This window comes from Muricoccus radiodurans (assembly GCF_050154705.1).
GTDB lineage: Bacteria > Pseudomonadota > Alphaproteobacteria > Acetobacterales > Acetobacteraceae > Roseomonas > Roseomonas radiodurans.
This window is the reverse complement of sequence record NZ_CP189561.1, coordinates 5,059,728-5,074,827: the sequence shown is the minus strand read 5'-3', so window position 1 is coordinate 5,074,827 and position 15,100 is coordinate 5,059,728. Positions and strand designations below refer to the sequence as shown.

The following is a 15,100-nucleotide window of genomic DNA, read 5'->3' as shown; positions in this document are numbered from 1 at the left end:
CTACCGTCCCCTCTCGTTCATCTGGGGCCACCCGTTCATGCGCGGGCGGCTATCGTTCGAATTCAGTCCAGAAGCTCCAGCAGTGCGCGGACCGCGGTGGCATAGCCCCGCGCGCCGAGCCCCGCGATCACCGCCGTCGCCGCCGTCGAGACGAGCGAGCGGTGATAGATCGCCTCCCGCCGGTGTATGTTCGTGATGTGCAGTTCGATGATCGGGCGCGGAAACATCTTCAGCGCGTCGAGCACCGGGATGGAGCTGAAGGTCAGCCCCGCCGGGTTGATGACGAGCCCGGCCGCGTCGCCATCCGTCGCCTCGTGGATCCACTCCACGAGCTGCCCCTCGTAATTCGTCTGCCGGAAGACCACGGCGGCGTCGCCCGCGGCCTCGCGGCACATCGCCTCCACCTCGGCCAGCGTGGTCCGGCCGTAGATCTCGGGCTCCCGCTTCCCCAGGCGGTTCAGGTTGGGTCCGTTCAGGACGTGGATCGTCCGGCTCACGGCCGGCCTCCGCGCATGGTGACCGCCCTGGCTGTGCTTCGCCCTCGCAACGCGCTCCGCCCCTCCCCCGCGTCCCGCCTGAGCGGCACACAGATCCTCTATCCCATGGTTTATTACCTATCAACATACGATTCACAGAATCTATGATGATTAGGGGAGGGCCGCATTCCCTGGTTGAGCGGCAGCACGGCGGGCTACACATCGCTTTGCGAAGGAGTCCCGGCTTGCAGATCAACGGAGCACCCGAAGAGGAATCGATCGGCGAAGCGGCCTATCGCCGCATCCGCGCCGACATCGTGTTCGCCCGCCTGCCGCCCGGGCAGAAGCTCGGCCTCGACTGGATGCGCGAGACCTACGGCGCGAGCGTCAGCACGCTGCGCGAGCTGCTGAGCCGCCTCGCCTCCGAATCCCTCATCGTCGCGGAGGGGCAGCGCGGCTTCGAGGTGGCCCCCGTCTCGCCCGAGGAGTTCCGCGAACTCGCCGCCCTCCGCCTCCTGCTGGAGGTGCACGCGATGGAGGGCTCCTTCACGGCCGGCGGGCTGGACTGGGAAGGCGGCGTCGTCGCCGCCCACCACAAGCTGGAACGCGTCGAGCGCCAGCTCCTGGCCGGCGAGACCGCCGATCCGCAGGTCTGGAAGCGCTACGACTGGGAATTCCACCGCGCGCTGATCGCCGCTTGCGGCTCCCGTGCGCTGCTCCAGGCGCACGCGGCCGTCTACGACCGCTATCTCCGCTACCAGATGGTCGCGATGATCTTCCGCGGCGCCATCCCCGCCGAGGAGCACCGCCGCCTGCGCGACGCCGCCCTCGCCCGCGACAGCGCCGCCGCCCGCGCCATCCTGGCCGATCACCTGAACGGCTGCGTGGACTACGTCCTGACCACCGGCGGCCTGCGCTCCTTCACGGGCGAGGGACGCGCGGCATCGGCCCAGGCGACGGCCGTTCCCCGCCGCCCCGCGCGGGCGGCCCGCCCGGGGGACGCCGCGAAGGCCGGCCTCGGCGGTTCTCCCACCAGATCAGGCCGGAAGCGCAGCGCCGAGGCGACGTCCAGCGGCTGAGGACCCGCCGGCGCCTCCGCCACTTCCAACCGCCGATCCGAAAAGATTTTCGACCGATCTCGATATATCTTGAAAGACGATATATCTCGATCTATCTGGGCCGCATGAGACATCTCTGCTTCGGCGGCCCCCGCCGCCGCTTCGCCCTTCCCGACGACCTTCCCGGGCGCCACCACCCCCATCACGGCCATCACCGCGGCCATCATCACCGCGGCGGCCGCCATGGCGGCCGCCTCTTCGACTACGGCGACCTCCGCCTCCTCCTCCTCGCGATGATCGCGGAGCGCCCGCGCCACGGCTACGAACTGATCAAGGCCGTGGAGGAACGCTTCGGCGGCAGCTACACGCCGAGCCCCGGCGTCATCTACCCGACCCTCTCCTGGCTGGACGACATGGGCTACGCCGCCATCGAGGCCGAGGCCGCCGGCCGCAAGCGCTACAGCATCACGCCGGAGGGCGAGGCCTTCCTCGCGGCCAACCGCCCCGCGGTTGACGCGCTCCTCTCCCGCGCCACCGCGGGCGGCGGGGACGCCGTCCCGGCCGGGATGATGCGCGCCATGGAGAACCTCAAGACCGCGATGCGCCTGCGCCTCCGGCAGGGCCCGGTGGACCAGGACACCGCCGACCGCATCGCCGCCGCCATCGACGCCGCCGCCCAGGCCGTGGAGCGCAGCTGATGACCGAAACCGCGACACCCTTCCGCAGCATCGCCGAGGTCGCGACACCGCAGGCCAGCCGCTACCTCCAGCAGCTCTGCAAGCACTTCCAGCACAAGCGCCCCGTCACCTTCGACGCGGCGTCCGGCCACATCGCCTTCACCATCGGCGACTGCCACCTGACCGCCGCGGACGGCGCGCTGGCGATGACCGCCACCGCGCCGGACGTGGAGCAGCTCGCGCAGCTGCAGGACGTCATCGCGCGCCACCTCGTCCGCTTCGCCTTTCGGGAGGACATCCCGATCACCTGGCGCCCCGCCTGACCGCCGGACCTCCGATGGACAGCCAGGTCACGGCGGTGCTCGACGCCTATCACGAGCGCATGCGGGCGGAACGCGACGCCCGCCGCGACTGCCCGCCGGGCGGGGAGCGCCAGAACGGCCCGGACCACTGGATGCGCGCCGTAGGGCCCGAGACAGGGCGGTTCATCAACATCCTCGCCCGCAGCCAGGAGCGGCCGGCCATCCTCGAGCTCGGCACCTCCTACGGCTATTCCGGCATCTGGCTGGCGGAGGCCGCCCGCGCCACCGGCGGCCGCGTCACCACCATGGAGCTGCACGACTATAAATCCGCCCATGCACGGGAGATGGCGGAGAAGGCCGGCCTGGCCGACCACGTGGACTTCCGGGTCGGCGACGCCGTGGCCATGATCGCCGACCTGCCGGGCGGGCTGGACTTCGTGCTCGTGGATCTCTGGAAGGACCTCTACCTCCCATGCCTCGGGGCCTTCTTTCCCCGGCTCAACCCCGGTGCGATCATCGTCGCCGACAAAATGCTGCGCCCGGGCGGCGAGGACGTGGCGCGCTACGCCCGCGCCATCCGCGCGAAGCCCGGGATCACCAGCGTGCTGCTCCCCGTGGGATCGGGGATCGAGGTCAGCCGCTACGAGCCGGGATAGCACCGGCCGGAGGAGGAGCCGGATGCCGCGCCGTTTCCTCGACCAGCGCCTGAAGCTCGCGGCGCTGCGCGTCGCCGACGCGCTGGCAACGCACGGCTCCCTGCTGAAGGCCTCCGCCGCGCTCGGCATCGGCCAACCCGCCCTCTCCCGCACTCTGCGGGAGATGGAGGAGGTCGTCGGCGCCCAGCTCTTCGAGCGCCACGCGCGCGGCGTGCGGCCCACTGCGGCGGGCACCGTCATCATCCGCCTCGCCCGCCGCGTCCTGGCCGAGATGCACCGGGCGGAGGAGGAGCTGGACGCCCCCGCCGACGCCGTGGCGGTCGGCGTCCTGCCCGTGGCGGCCGTCGGCGTGCTGCCCGGCGCGCTGATCCGCCTGAAGGCGTCGCACCCCGCCGTGAAGGTCCGGCTGGAGCAGGGCCGCATGGAGGACCTCCTCCCCCTCCTCGCCGCCCGCGAGATCGACCTCATCGTCGGACGCCTCTACGCCCCCGCCATCCCGGACGGCTTCGTGCGGGAGGCGCTGTGGGAGGAACCCATCTCCATCCTCGCCCGCGGCGGCCACCCGCTCTTCGCGGCGGGCGGGACCGTGGATGCCGCCGCCCTCGCCCCCTACGACCTTGTCCTGCCCACCGTCAGCCAGCGCGTCGGGCAGGAGATCGAGCAGCTTCTCGCCCTGCTGAACCTCTCGCGCACCGGCCCGCTCCGCTCCTCCTCCTACGGCTTCATCCGGGAGATGCTGCTCGCGACCGACCACGTCTCGGTCATGCCGCGCTCCATGATGGTCGGCGATCTCCTGCGCGGCGCGCTGCGCGTCGTCCCCCTCCCCGTGCCGGCGCCACCGCGCCCGGCCGGCCTCGTCCTGCCGGCGGACCCACCCTCCCCCGCCACCGCCGCCTTCATCGCCGCGCTGCGTGACCACATCGCGGAGATCACGGCCCGCGGCCTCACGGATATGCCGGAACCTGATAGCTCATCCCGAAAAAGCGATAGGACAGGCCGCCGCCGGCGGGGCTAAGCGTCCCGCCGCCGCCCCGGACGCGGCAGGGAGAGAGACGCGATGCAAGCGCCCGAGCCCATCATGGACATCGCCCATCTCGGCCATGTCGAGCTGCTGACGCCGAAGCCCGAGGAATCGCTCCGCTTCTTCGTGGACGTGATGGGCATGACGGAGAGCGGCCGCAGGGGCGACAGCGTCTTCCTCCGCGGCTGGGACGACTATGAGCGCTACTCCCTCGTCCTGACGGGCTCGAAAACCTCCGGCCTCGGCCACGCCGCCTTCCGCACGCGCTCCCCGCAGGCGCTCGAGCGCCGCCTCGCCGCCCTGCGCGCCGCCGGCACCGAGGTCACGCCCTACGAGAACAACCTCGGCCACGGAACCGGCCATCGCTTCCGCGACCCCGACGGCCACGTTTTCGAGCTCTACCACGAGACCGAGTGGTACGAGGCCCCGCCCGAGCTCCGCCCGTCCCTGAAGAACCAGGCGCAGCGCATCCCCGGCCGCGGCGTGAACGTCCGCCGGCTCGATCACTTCAACTGCCTCGCCGTGGACGTGCGCGCCTGCCGCGAATTCTTCCAGTCCACCCTCGGCCTCCGCTGCACCGAGCGCATCGAGCTCGACAGCGGAGAGGAAGCGGGGATGTGGCTCACCGCCACGAACAAGTCCTACGACTTCGCCTTCACGAAGGAGGCGCACGGCGTCCCCGGCCGCTTCCACCACGTCACCTTCGCCCTCGACAGCCGGGAGGCGATCCTGCAGGCCGCCGACATCTTCCTCGAGAACGGTGTCTTCATCGAGACGGGCCCGCACAAGCACGCGGTGCAGCAGACCTTCTTCCTCTACGTCTACGAGCCCGGCGGCAACCGCGTGGAGGTGGCCAATGCCGGCGCCCGCCTCGTGCTCGCGCCGGACTGGAAGACCATCACCTGGACCGAGACCGAGCGGAAGAAGGGCCAGGCCTGGGGCCTGAAGACGATCGAGAGCTTCCACACCCACGGCTCCCCGCCCCTGCCCGGCCATGGAGATCAGGAGGTCGCCGGCGTGGACGATCTGTCCGATAAGGGGATCGCGTCCTGACGCCGCGAAGCGCGCGAAGGGACCGGGAACACGCTGGAGAACCGCCGATGATCATCGACTGCCACGGCCACTACACCACCGCCCCCGCCGCCCATGACGCCTGGCGCGACCAGCAGACGAAGGCCTTCAAGTCGGGCGGCGACGTGGACCCCGCCTACCCCGACATTTCTGACGACGAGGTCCGCGAATCCGTCGAGAAGAACCAGCTCCGCCTCCTGCGCGAGCGCGGCGCCGACCTGACCATCTTCTCCCCCCGCGCCTCCACCATGGCCCACCATGTCGGCAACGAGGCGGTGAGCCAGGCCTGGACCCGCCGCTGCAACGACCTGATCAAGCGCGTCGTGGACCTGTTCCCGCAGTACTTCGTCGGCGTCTGCCAGCTTCCGCAATCCCCCGGCGTCTCCATCACCCACTCCATCGGGGAGCTGGAGCGCTGCGTGACGGAGATGGGCTTCATCGGCTGCAACCTGAACCCCGACCCCTCCGGCGGCCACTGGGCCGGCCCGCCGCTCACCGACCGCGCCTGGTATCCCTTCTTCGAGAAGATGGTGGAGCTGGACGTGCCGGCGATGATCCACGTCTCCGGCTCCTGCAACCACAACTTCCACGCCACCGGCGCCCACTACATCAACGCCGACACCACGGCTTTCATGCAGTTCCTGGAAGGCGACCTCTTCAAGGACTTCCCGACGCTCCGCTTCATCATCCCGCATGGCGGCGGTGCGGTGCCCTACCACTGGGGCCGCTACCGCGGGCTGGCCGACATGCTGAAGCGCCCGCCCCTGGCCGAGCACATCATGCGCAACGTCTTCTTCGACACCTGCGTCTACCACCAGCCCGGCATCGACCTGCTGTTCCGGGTGATCGACATCGACAACATCCTCTTCGGCTCCGAGATGGTCGGCGCCGTGCGCGGCATCGACCCCGAGACCGGCCACTACTTCGACGACACCAAGCGCTACATCGACGCCCTGGCGATCCCCGAGGCCGACAAGCGCAAGGTCTTCGAGGGCAACGCCCGCCGCGTCTTCCCCCGCCTGGACGCGATCCTGAAGGGCCAGGGCCGGTGACGGCCGGTCCCCTCACCCTCCGCGCCGCCATCGGCCGCTACGCCCACAGCGCCCCGGTGCTGGACGGCATCGCGACCTCGCCCCTGCTGCGGATCGAGGATGCGGGCATCCGGCCGATCAGCAAGGCCTTCGCGCCGATGGTGCGGGAGGGCCGCTTCGACCTCTCGGAGATGGCGATCGCGACCTTCCTGATGGCGAAGGAGGCCGGCCGCCCGCTCGTGCTGCTGCCCGTCGTCATGGCCTCCCGCTTCCAGGAGGGCGCGCTCCTCTGCCTGAAGGGGAGCGCCATCCGCGGCCCCGCCGACCTGCGCGGCAAGCGCGTGGGCGTGCGCGCCTATTCCCAGACCACCGGCCTCTGGCTGCGCGGCACCCTGGCCGAGCACGGCGTCCCCTCGGACTCCGTCCGCTGGGTCACCTTCGAGGACGCGCACGAGCCCACCTACCACGACCCGCCCTGGGCCGAGCGCGCCCCCGCCGGCGCCGACATCGCGGCGATGCTGCGCGACGGATCGCTGGACGCCGCGATCTTCGGCAACGAGTTGCCGGAGGGCGACGACCTCCGCCCCGTCTTCCCCGATCCGGCCGCCGCCGGGGAGGCCTTCCGCGCCCGCCACGGCTTCGTCCCGGTGAACCACCTGCTCGTCCTGCGCCGCGACGTCGCCGAGGCGCACCCGGAGATCGCGCCGGAGATCGTCCGCCTCCTCGGCGGCATCACGCCCCCGGGCGGGCGCACCGCGCTGAATCCCGCCCTGACGCTCGCGACCCGCCTCTGCGTGGAACAGGGGCTCATGAAGCGCCCCCTCACCCTCGCGGAGATCTGGGACGGAACCCCGCCCACCACCGACTAGACTCACCACCGGGAGGAAACATCATGATCACGCGTCGCGCCCTCGCCGCCTCGGCGTTGGCCCTTCCGCTCGCGCGCCCCGCGCTCGCGCAGGAGGGCGACTACCCCGCACGCCCCGTCACGATGGTCGTGCCCTGGCCTCCCGGTGGCCCCACCGACACCTTCGCGCGCGTCCTCGCCGCCCGGCTGTCGCAGGACCTCGGCCGCTCCTTCGTGGTCGACAACCGCGGCGGCGCCAACGGAACGATCGGCATGACCCAGGCCGCCCGCGCCCGGCCGGACGGCTACACGATCGTCCTCGCGCCCAACTCCACCTACGCCGTCGCGCCGCACCTGTACCAGACCGCCTACAACCAGGAGCGCGACTTCGTCGGCGCCGGCCTGCTCGCCTCCTCGCCGCTCTTCATGCTCGTGCCGCGCAACTCGCCGGTGCGGAGCGTCGCGGACTACGTGAACCTCGTGAAGGCATCGCGGCAGGGGAAGGTCTACGCCAATGCCGGCGTCGGCGCGACCTCGCACCTCGCGACGGAGCTTTTCCTCCAAATGGCGGGCCTCCAGGTGACGGAGGTCGGCTATCGCGGCGGCGGCCCCGCCATCCAGGGCGTGCTCGCCGGGGAGGCCGACATGTTCTTCATGCCCGGCGCCGCCGTCATGTCCTACATCCAGTCCGGCGACCTGCGCGCGCTCGGCAACACCATGCGCGTCCGCTCCCCGTTCGCGCCCGATGTCCCGACCTTCGAAGAGCTCGGCTACCCCGGTTTCGAGGTGGTGGAGCACGTCGCGCTGCTCGCCCCGGCCGGCACGCCCGCGCCTGTCCTCCAGCGCCTGAACGCCGCCAGCGCGGCCGCCCTGGCCGCGCCGGAGGTGAAGCCCCGCCTCGACTCCCTGACCGTCACCCCGGACGTGCGCCCCGTCGCCGAATGGCCCGCCTACTTCGCGGCGGAGAACGCGAAGTGGCGCGACTTCGTCCGCGCCCGCAACATCCGGGTGCAGTGACCCGCCCGCGCCGCGCGCCCGATCTGGCGCGCGGCGCCCCGCTGCCCTAGACCGCCACCCCCGCCGCGCGGGCCGCCTCCACCTGGCGCGCCCGCGCGGCGTTCATGTCGTCGGCGCTGCCGAAGGCGTTCATGTAGTGGCCCTTGAAGCCCATGGCTTCGATCCGGCGGAACATGTCGCCGAAGTCGAAGTCGCCCTCGCCGGGGATCAGGTGCTGCTCGTGGCCGTTGCGCCAGCAATCCGCCAGCCGCACCTCCACCACCCGCTCCATCGGGATCGCGGCCAGCCACCCCTCCACCCCGTCCGGCATGAGATGGGCGTGGTTGGCCGTGAAGCTCAGCGCGAAGGCCGGACTGTGGATGGCCTCGTAGTAGTAGCGCCACTCCTCGACCGTGTGCGCGAGGTAGTGGACCTCCGCATCCTCCGGCTCCTTGTTCAGGTTCTCCAGCAGCAGCAGCGCGCCCTTCGTCTCGGCGTACCCCACCATCCGCTTCAGCCGCTCGCGCCCCGCCTCCATCCGCATCGGCACGTCCGCCGTGAAGTGGTAGCCCGCATGCACGACGATATGCTCCGCCCCCAGCATCGGCATCGCGTCGATATAGGCCCGGAGATACGCGTCCACCGCATCCGACAGGAAGGGCGAGTACTCCGCCACGTTCACCGCGGACAGCGTGTGCAGCCCGAGATGCACGCCGTGCTTCTCCAGCAGCGCGCGCACCCCCTTCGCCCGCGCCGCGTCGAATTTCGTCACCGCGTTCTCGCCGGTGTCCAGCTGGATGTCGATGTGGCGCACGCCTTTCCCGGCTGCCCACTCGATCGCGTCCTCCAGCCGCATCTTGCGGCCGATATCCACGCCGATCCGCTCCATCAGGCTCATCTCGTGGTCCTCCCTTCCGTTGTGGTGTTCTCGTCCGCCGCGAAGTGCCCTATCGATTCCAGAAAGCGGGCGCAGCCCATCCGCGTATGCGCCTCCGCATGCCGCCGGGCGGCGGGCGCATCCCCCGCCAGGATCGCGTCGAGGATCGCGTGGTGCTGGGCGTTCGAGTCCTGCATATGCCCGGACCGGTCGAAGGAGCGCCGGCGCAGGAGCTGAATCTTCCGCGTCAGCTGGCCGTAGAGGGCCTGCGCCTCCCGATTGCCCCAGGCCGCGAGGATCGCCGCGTGGAAGGCAGAGTTCGCGGCGAAGAAGGCGTCCCGGTCGTCGCAGGCCATCGCGGCATCCATCGCCGCGACCAAGCCGCGCAGCGCCGCGGCCTCCGCAGCCGGCAGCGACGTCGCCGCCCGGCTGCAGGCCAGCCCGAAGAGAAGGCCGTTGATCTCGTAGATGTCGCACGCCTCCTGCAACGTGATGCTGCGGACGAACGCGCCGCGGTTCATGATGACGGTGACGAGCCCGTTCTTCTCCAGCGCCCGCGCCGCCTCCCGCACGGGACCGCGGCTCACGCCCAGGCGTCGCGCCAGCGCCACCTCGTTCAGCCGCGCGCCCGGCTCCAGCGTCCCGTCGAGGATGAGCGCCTCCAGCCGTCGCGCCACGTCGATGCCGAGCGGCTGCGGCGTGCGCCGGCGACGCGGCGGGTTTTCCGCCTGCGGAAGGTTTGCCGAAGTGGCTTCGGTCATGCCGGAAATTGTTTACAGTTGACCGAGGGGCTGACAAGCTGCCGTCGAAGAGAAAAGAAAGCAGGGGAGAAGGTCCATGCGGGCCGCCGTGCCGCGGCGCCACGCAATCGTTTCCGCTCAAGGCTGCCCGATCCGCCCTGCGGCAGGCGCACGCGTGCTCCGTGCATGCGCGCCGCCGTCTTGGCGTCTGCTGCGCCCGGATCTCGCGTGACGCCGACCTGGCATGAGACCGGGCGGCACAGAGGGAGGAACAACCACCATCATGGAACGCCTGACCAAACGCCGGCTCCTGACCCTGTCGGCCGCCACCGTGATCACCACCCCCGCCCTGCGCGCCGCGGCGCAGGACCTTCCCCCGCATGAACGCCAGCTCTACGAGGCCGCGCGCCGCGAGGGCGAGATCACCTGGTACTCCGGCCAGTACAACGCCGAGACGTCGGAGGCCGTCGGCCGCGCCTTCAACGAGCGCTACCCCGGCGTGCGCTGCAACGTCGTCCGGAGCACCTCACAGGTCGCCTTCCAGCGCCTCTCGCAGGACGCGCGCGCCCGCGTGGGCCAGTGCGACGTGTTCTCCTCCACCAACTCCGGCCACCTCACACAGCTGAAGCGGGAGAATCGGCTGATCCAGTTCAAGCCGGAGAACGTCGCGGGCATGCTGCCGGCGATCCAGAACGTGGATCCCGACAACTACTTCCACACGAGCTTCCTCGGCCTCTTCCTGATGACGCACAACACCCGCCTCGTCAGTGAGGCGGAGGCGCCGGTCGGCTGGCAGGACCCCCTGGACCCGAAGTGGCGGAACAAGCTCGCGGTCGGCCATCCCGGCTTCAGCGGCGCCATCGGCGTCTGGGCCGTGCAGATGCGCAAGATGTACGGCTGGGACTACTTCCGCGCGCTGGAGCGCAACCGGCCGCAGATCGGCCGCTCCTCCCAAGACCCCGTCACCACGCTGAACGCCGGGGAACGCTCGGTCGGTCTCTGCGTGCCCATCGGCACCACGGCGCTCAGCATGTCCCGCGGCAACCCGCTGCGGCTGATCTATCCGCGCGAAGGCGTGCTCGCCGCCATTTCGCCCTCCGGCATCCCCTCCAACGCGCCGCACCCGAACGCGGCGAAGCTCTTCATGGAGTACCAGGCGAGCGCGGCGATGTCGGCCGTCGTGCGCCTCACCTTCAACGAGCCGCTCCGCGGCGATGTGCCGCCGCCGGAAGGTGGCCGCCCGCTCAGCGAGACCACCCTCCTAGCCCCCAGCCTGGAGGAGCAGGAGAGACTGGTGCCAGAGGTGCGGGAACTCTGGCGCGACACCTTTGGCGTCTGACAACAGGGATTGGGTGATGACGGACACGACACGGCGGCAGGTTCTCGGCGCCACCGCGGCCCTTGCTGCGGCGGCGATCCTGCCCGCGCGCTTCGCGCAGGCGCAGGACATGCCCGCGCATGAGCGCCAGCTGCACGAGGCCGCGCGGCGGGAGGGCGAGATCACCTGGTACACCGGCCAGCTCCAGGCCGAGCCCTCCGAGGCCGTCGGCCGCGCCTTCTCGGAACGCTACCCCGGCGTGAAGTGCAACGTCGTCCGCAGCACCTCCCAGGTCGCCTTCCAGCGCCTCTCGCAGGACGGGCGCGCGCGGACGGCGCAGTGCGACGTCTTCTCCTCCACGGACACCAGCCACCTCACCTTCCTGAAGCGGGAAGGCCGGCTGATGCCCTACAAGCCCGTCAACGCCGCCGGCATGGTCCGCGCCGCGCAGGACGCCGCGGACCGGGACGGCCATTTCCAGGTCACCTACCTCGCCCTCTACATGATGGCCCGCCGCGCCGACCGCGTGACCGAGGCGGAGGCGCCGAAGTCCTGGCGCGACCTGACCGACGCCAAGTGGCGCGACAAGCTGGCGGTCGGCCATCCCGGCTTCAGCGGCGCGATCGGCGTCTGGGCGATCATGATGCGCCGCCTCTACGGAGAGGGCTTCTTCCGCGGACTGGAGCGCAACAAGCCCCAGATCGGCCGCTCCGCCGGCGACCCCGTCACCACGCTGAACGCGGGGGAGCGCGTGATCGGCGTCGCCATTCCCTCCGCCGCCACCCTCTACAGCGCCTCCCGCGGCAACCCGCTGACGCTGATCTATCCGGAGGACGGCACGGTCATCTCCTCCGCCCCCAGCGGCGCCATCGTCAATGCCCCGCACCCGAACGCCGCGCGCCTCTTCATGGAGTTCATGACCGGCCCCGCCTATTCTGCCGCCACCCGCCCCTTCTACGCCGAATCCCTACGGCCTGAGGTTCCCCCGCCCGAGGGCTCCCGCCCCCTGAACGACATCCGCCTGATCGCCCCCACGGCGGAGCAGGTGGAGGCCGAGATCGGCGAGGTGAAGGAACTCTGGCGTGACACCTTCGGGATCTGACGCGTGAGCGACGCCGCCCTGCCGGGGGTCGCCGCCCCCGCCTCCTCCGCCCGCGGCGGCCTGCGCGGCCGCATGCGCCGCTTCGAGCCGGTCTCGCTCCTCTGGATCGTCCTGATCCTCGCCCTGCTCTTCCTCGTCGCCTATCCGCTGGGCAAGCTCTTCGTCGTCTCCTTCGAATCCCGCACGACCGGCGACTTCACGGTCGCCAACTACCTCGCCGCCTATGGCCGGCAGCGCTACGTCGATGCGCTGATCAACTCGCTCACCCTCGGCCTCACGGCGGCGACCTTCGCCTGCATCATGGCGGTGCCGATGGCCTGGGCCGTCTCCCGCACGGACATGCCGGGCAAGGGCATCACCTGGGCCGCCGTGCTCGGCGCCTTCATCCTCCCGCCCTATCTCAGCGCCGTCGGCTGGATCCTCCTCGCCGGCCCCAACTCCGGCTTCCTCAACCTCGCCTGGCGCGGCCTCACCGGCGCGTCGGGGCCGCTCTTCAACATCTACAGCTTCACCGGCCTCGCGCTCGTCATGGCGCTCGGCGCCTTCCCGCTCGTCTTCATCTTCGTGAAGTCCGCCCTGGACCTTGTCTCCTCGGAGATGGAGGACGCCGCCAACATCCTCGGCGCCGGCACCTGGACGGCGATGCGGAAGGTCTCCCTCCCCCTCGTCTGGCCCGCGATCATGGCCGGCTTCATCATCGTCTTCCTGGAGGCCATCGCGCTCTTCGGCACGCCGGCGATCATCGGCATCCCCGCCCGCATCAACGTCGTCACCACCCAGCTCTGGCAGTTCTTCGAATACCCCGTGCGGGTGGAGGTCGCGGCTGCCTACGCCATGCCCCTCCTCCTCGTCACCGTCGGCATGATCGTGGTGCAGAAGCTCCTCCTCTCCCGGAAGGGCTTCGTCTCCCAGACCGGCAAGGGCGGGGAGCGCCGCATGATCCGCCTGGGGCCCTGGCGCTGGGTCGCCTTCGCCTGGTGCGCCGGCGTCGGCATCATGGCCGTCGCCGCGCCGCTCTTCGTGCTGCTCCAGGCCTCCTTCGCCCGCGCCTGGGGCCGCGGCCTCGCCTGGGACAACCTGACGCTGGCCAACTACCGCCTGCTCATCTTCGAGCACGACATGGCCATGACCTCGATCGGCAACACGATCCTCTTCTCCGCCGCCGCCGCCACCATCGCGGTCGTGCTCGCGCTGATGATCGCCTACATCGTGAACCGCAAGCTCGTGCCCTTCGGGGACGCGCTCGGCTTCCTCGCCATGGCGCCCTTCGTCATCCCCGGCATCATCATGGCGATCGGCTTCTACGCGGCCTACGCCTCGCCGCCCTTCTCCCTCTACGGCACGGCGGCGATCATCATCCTCGCCTTCTCCGCCCGCTTCCTGCCCATCGCCTACGCCAACTCCTCCTCCGCCATCCGGGCCGTCCACCCGGAGATGGAGGAGGCCGCCCGCATCCTCGGCGGCGGTCGCCTCCTCGCCGTGCGGAAGATCACCGCGCCCCTCGTCCGCAAGGCGCTGCTCGGCGGCTGGCTCATCGTCTTCATCGTCGCCTCCCGCGAGCTCTCGGCCGCCATCTTCCTCGTCGGCCCGCGCACGCGGACCATGTCCGTGCTGCTGTACGACCTCAGCGAGGCCGGCAACTTCGAGGTCCTCGCGGCCTTCGGCGGCCTGCTCCTGGCCATCACCCTCGTTTTCGTGGCGATCGGCATGAAGCTCGCCGGCCGCGACTTCATGCTGCGGAGAAGCTGACCATGTCCCGTCTCTCCCTCCAGGGCCTGACCAAAGCCTACGGGACCCTCCGCGTCGTGGACCGCATCGACCTCACGCTGGAGCAGGGGGAGTTCGTCTCCCTCCTCGGCCCCTCCGGCTGCGGCAAGACCACGACGCTCCGCATGATCGCCGGCTTCGTCGAGCCGAACGAGGGCACCATCACCCTCGACGGCGAGGTCATCTCCGCCCCCGGCGCCACCCTGCCGCCCGAGCGCCGCGGCATGTCGATGATCTTCCAGAGCTACGCCGTCTGGCCGAACATGACGGTGGAGGAGAACGTCGCCTTCGGCCTGAAGCTCCGCAAGCTGCCCGGCGCGGAGATCAGGAAGCGCGTCGGCGAGATCCTGGAGGTGGTCCAGATGTCCCACTTGGCCGCCCGCTACCCCGCCGAGCTCTCCGGCGGCCAGCAGCAGCGCGTCGCCCTCGCCCGCGCCATCGTCGTGAAGCCCCAGGTCCTCCTTCTCGACGAACCCCTCTCCAACCTCGACGCCAACCTGCGGGAGGAGATGCGCTTCGAGATCCGGCGCCTGCACGACGAGTTCCGCATCACCACGGTCTACGTCACCCACGACCAGTCGGAGGCCATGGCCACCTCCGACCGCATCGCCGTGATGAACGCCGGCAAGATCGAGCAGGTGGACGCCCCCCACCTCCTCTACACCCGCCCCCGCACCCGCTTCGTCGCGGGCTTCATCGGCCGCACCAACCTCCTCCCGGCCGAACTCCGCAACGGCGAGATCGGCTTCGGCGGCGTCTCCGTCCCCGCCGGCCAGGTGCCAGGCGCGGCCGCCGCCGGCGGGGGCGACATCCTCGTCTCCGTCCGTCCCCAGAGCATCGGCCTGCACCGCGCCCGCCCGGCCGGCGACGGCCCGATGATGGAGGGCGTCGTCGCCCATCGCACCTTCCTCGGAGAGACCTGGGACTACGTCATCCAGGCCGGCGGGGACGGGATGCGCCTCCGCGCTTCCGCTCCCCCTCTCCAGGTCCATGAGGTCGGGGAGTCCGTCTGGATCGAGCTCGATCCACGGCAGATGGCGATGGTGGCCTGAAGCAAGGCCGGGGGAAGGAATTCCCCCGGACCCCCATCTTTTTCTTCAAGGCTGCCGCGGAAGCCGGATACGGGGTCACCAGGCGTTCCGAACGTCGTCCAACCGGACT

16 protein-coding genes are annotated in these 15,100 nt (G+C 70.7%); 13 read left to right on the top strand and 3 right to left on the bottom strand.

Going from position 1 to position 15,100, the window contains the following annotated elements; genetic code table 11:
- Nucleotides 1-62: 62 nt before the first annotated feature.
- Nucleotides 63-497 (bottom strand): type II 3-dehydroquinate dehydratase, encoded by a 435-nt coding sequence (locus tag ACP6CK_RS23600; RefSeq protein ID WP_426955770.1) that lies wholly within the window; start codon nucleotides 495-497, stop codon nucleotides 63-65.
- Nucleotides 498-721: 224 nt separating this feature from the next.
- Between ACP6CK_RS23600 and ACP6CK_RS23595 the strand changes: the two genes are divergently transcribed.
- From ACP6CK_RS23595 to ACP6CK_RS23555, 9 genes are all read left to right on the top strand, one after another.
- Nucleotides 722-1,555: a GntR family transcriptional regulator gene (locus tag ACP6CK_RS23595; protein WP_426955769.1), complete on the top strand. Its 834-nt coding sequence runs from the start codon at nucleotides 722-724 to the stop codon at nucleotides 1,553-1,555.
- Between the two features lie 104 nt (nucleotides 1,556-1,659).
- Complete coding sequence (locus ACP6CK_RS23590; RefSeq protein WP_426955768.1) at nucleotides 1,660-2,232, top strand: PadR family transcriptional regulator; 573 nt, start codon at nucleotides 1,660-1,662, stop codon at nucleotides 2,230-2,232.
- On the top strand, nucleotides 2,232-2,534 hold the full coding sequence (locus ACP6CK_RS23585; protein WP_426955767.1) for a DUF2218 domain-containing protein: 303 nt from the start codon (nucleotides 2,232-2,234) through the stop codon (nucleotides 2,532-2,534). Before ACP6CK_RS23590 ends, ACP6CK_RS23585 begins: the two co-directional genes overlap by 1 nt.
- A gap of 14 nt (nucleotides 2,535-2,548) precedes the next feature.
- A complete protein-coding gene (locus ACP6CK_RS23580; RefSeq protein ID WP_426955766.1) occupies nucleotides 2,549-3,169 on the top strand; it encodes an O-methyltransferase in 621 nt (206 codons plus the stop codon).
- A 22-nt stretch (nucleotides 3,170-3,191) separates the two neighbouring features.
- Entirely contained in the window at nucleotides 3,192-4,184 is a 993-nt protein-coding gene (locus ACP6CK_RS23575; RefSeq protein WP_426955765.1) for a LysR substrate-binding domain-containing protein, read from the top strand.
- A 42-nt stretch (nucleotides 4,185-4,226) separates the two neighbouring features.
- Entirely contained in the window at nucleotides 4,227-5,243 is a 1,017-nt protein-coding gene (locus tag ACP6CK_RS23570; RefSeq protein ID WP_426955764.1) for a catechol 2,3-dioxygenase, read from the top strand.
- A 47-nt stretch (nucleotides 5,244-5,290) separates the two neighbouring features.
- Nucleotides 5,291-6,313 carry an amidohydrolase family protein gene (locus ACP6CK_RS23565; RefSeq protein WP_426955763.1) on the top strand — a complete coding sequence of 341 codons (1,023 nt, stop codon included), beginning with the start codon at nucleotides 5,291-5,293 and terminating at the stop codon, nucleotides 6,311-6,313.
- Nucleotides 6,310-7,161 carry an ABC transporter substrate-binding protein gene (locus tag ACP6CK_RS23560; RefSeq protein WP_426955762.1) on the top strand — a complete coding sequence of 284 codons (852 nt, stop codon included), beginning with the start codon at nucleotides 6,310-6,312 and terminating at the stop codon, nucleotides 7,159-7,161. Before ACP6CK_RS23565 ends, ACP6CK_RS23560 begins: the two co-directional genes overlap by 4 nt.
- A gap of 23 nt (nucleotides 7,162-7,184) precedes the next feature.
- Nucleotides 7,185-8,156 (top strand): Bug family tripartite tricarboxylate transporter substrate binding protein, encoded by a 972-nt coding sequence (locus ACP6CK_RS23555; protein ID WP_426955761.1) that lies wholly within the window; start codon nucleotides 7,185-7,187, stop codon nucleotides 8,154-8,156.
- A 46-nt stretch (nucleotides 8,157-8,202) separates the two neighbouring features.
- Here ACP6CK_RS23555 and ACP6CK_RS23550 read toward each other — a convergent pair whose 3' ends face one another.
- The gene (locus tag ACP6CK_RS23550; RefSeq protein ID WP_426955760.1) at nucleotides 8,203-9,033 is read right to left on the bottom strand and encodes a sugar phosphate isomerase/epimerase family protein; all 831 of its coding nucleotides are present in this window, start codon (nucleotides 9,031-9,033) and stop codon (nucleotides 8,203-8,205) included.
- Entirely contained in the window at nucleotides 9,030-9,773 is a 744-nt protein-coding gene (locus ACP6CK_RS23545; protein ID WP_426955759.1) for a GntR family transcriptional regulator, read from the bottom strand. The genes ACP6CK_RS23550 and ACP6CK_RS23545 overlap by 4 nt, the downstream gene beginning before the upstream one ends.
- Nucleotides 9,774-10,035: 262 nt before the next feature.
- On the opposite strand from ACP6CK_RS23545, the gene ACP6CK_RS23540 reads away from it, so the two are divergent.
- The 4 genes from ACP6CK_RS23540 to ACP6CK_RS23525 are packed head-to-tail and all read left to right on the top strand — an operon-like array spanning nucleotide 10,036 to nucleotide 14,991.
- Nucleotides 10,036-11,091: an ABC transporter substrate-binding protein gene (locus ACP6CK_RS23540; RefSeq protein WP_426955758.1), complete on the top strand. Its 1,056-nt coding sequence runs from the start codon at nucleotides 10,036-10,038 to the stop codon at nucleotides 11,089-11,091.
- A gap of 16 nt (nucleotides 11,092-11,107) precedes the next feature.
- Nucleotides 11,108-12,172 carry an ABC transporter substrate-binding protein gene (locus ACP6CK_RS23535; RefSeq protein WP_426955757.1) on the top strand — a complete coding sequence of 355 codons (1,065 nt, stop codon included), beginning with the start codon at nucleotides 11,108-11,110 and terminating at the stop codon, nucleotides 12,170-12,172.
- 3 nt (nucleotides 12,173-12,175) lie between these two features.
- Nucleotides 12,176-13,921 carry an ABC transporter permease gene (locus ACP6CK_RS23530; RefSeq protein ID WP_426955756.1) on the top strand — a complete coding sequence of 582 codons (1,746 nt, stop codon included), beginning with the start codon at nucleotides 12,176-12,178 and terminating at the stop codon, nucleotides 13,919-13,921.
- 2 nt (nucleotides 13,922-13,923) lie between these two features.
- Nucleotides 13,924-14,991, top strand: coding sequence for an ABC transporter ATP-binding protein (locus ACP6CK_RS23525; protein ID WP_426955755.1), 1,068 nt, complete (start codon nucleotides 13,924-13,926; stop codon nucleotides 14,989-14,991).
- Nucleotides 14,992-15,100 lie beyond the last annotated feature (109 nt).

Excerpts from the sequence above, each read along its gene's own strand:
- ACP6CK_RS23590 (WP_426955768.1), top strand. The coding sequence starts at position 1,660 with ATGAGACATCTCTGCTTCGGCGGCCCCCGCCGCCGCTTCGCCCTTCCC.
- ACP6CK_RS23585 (WP_426955767.1), top strand. The coding sequence starts at position 2,232 with ATGACCGAAACCGCGACACCCTTCCGCAGCATCGCCGAGGTCGCGACA.
- ACP6CK_RS23580 (WP_426955766.1), top strand. The coding sequence starts at position 2,549 with ATGGACAGCCAGGTCACGGCGGTGCTCGACGCCTATCACGAGCGCATG.
- ACP6CK_RS23575 (WP_426955765.1), top strand. The coding sequence starts at position 3,192 with ATGCCGCGCCGTTTCCTCGACCAGCGCCTGAAGCTCGCGGCGCTGCGC.
- ACP6CK_RS23570 (WP_426955764.1), top strand. The coding sequence starts at position 4,227 with ATGCAAGCGCCCGAGCCCATCATGGACATCGCCCATCTCGGCCATGTC.
- ACP6CK_RS23565 (WP_426955763.1), top strand. The coding sequence starts at position 5,291 with ATGATCATCGACTGCCACGGCCACTACACCACCGCCCCCGCCGCCCAT.
- ACP6CK_RS23555 (WP_426955761.1), top strand. The coding sequence starts at position 7,185 with ATGATCACGCGTCGCGCCCTCGCCGCCTCGGCGTTGGCCCTTCCGCTC.
- ACP6CK_RS23550 (WP_426955760.1), bottom strand. The coding sequence starts at position 9,033 with ATGAGCCTGATGGAGCGGATCGGCGTGGATATCGGCCGCAAGATGCGG.
- ACP6CK_RS23545 (WP_426955759.1), bottom strand. The coding sequence starts at position 9,773 with ATGACCGAAGCCACTTCGGCAAACCTTCCGCAGGCGGAAAACCCGCCG.
- ACP6CK_RS23540 (WP_426955758.1), top strand. The coding sequence starts at position 10,036 with ATGGAACGCCTGACCAAACGCCGGCTCCTGACCCTGTCGGCCGCCACC.
- ACP6CK_RS23535 (WP_426955757.1), top strand. The coding sequence starts at position 11,108 with ATGACGGACACGACACGGCGGCAGGTTCTCGGCGCCACCGCGGCCCTT.
- ACP6CK_RS23525 (WP_426955755.1), top strand. The coding sequence starts at position 13,924 with ATGTCCCGTCTCTCCCTCCAGGGCCTGACCAAAGCCTACGGGACCCTC.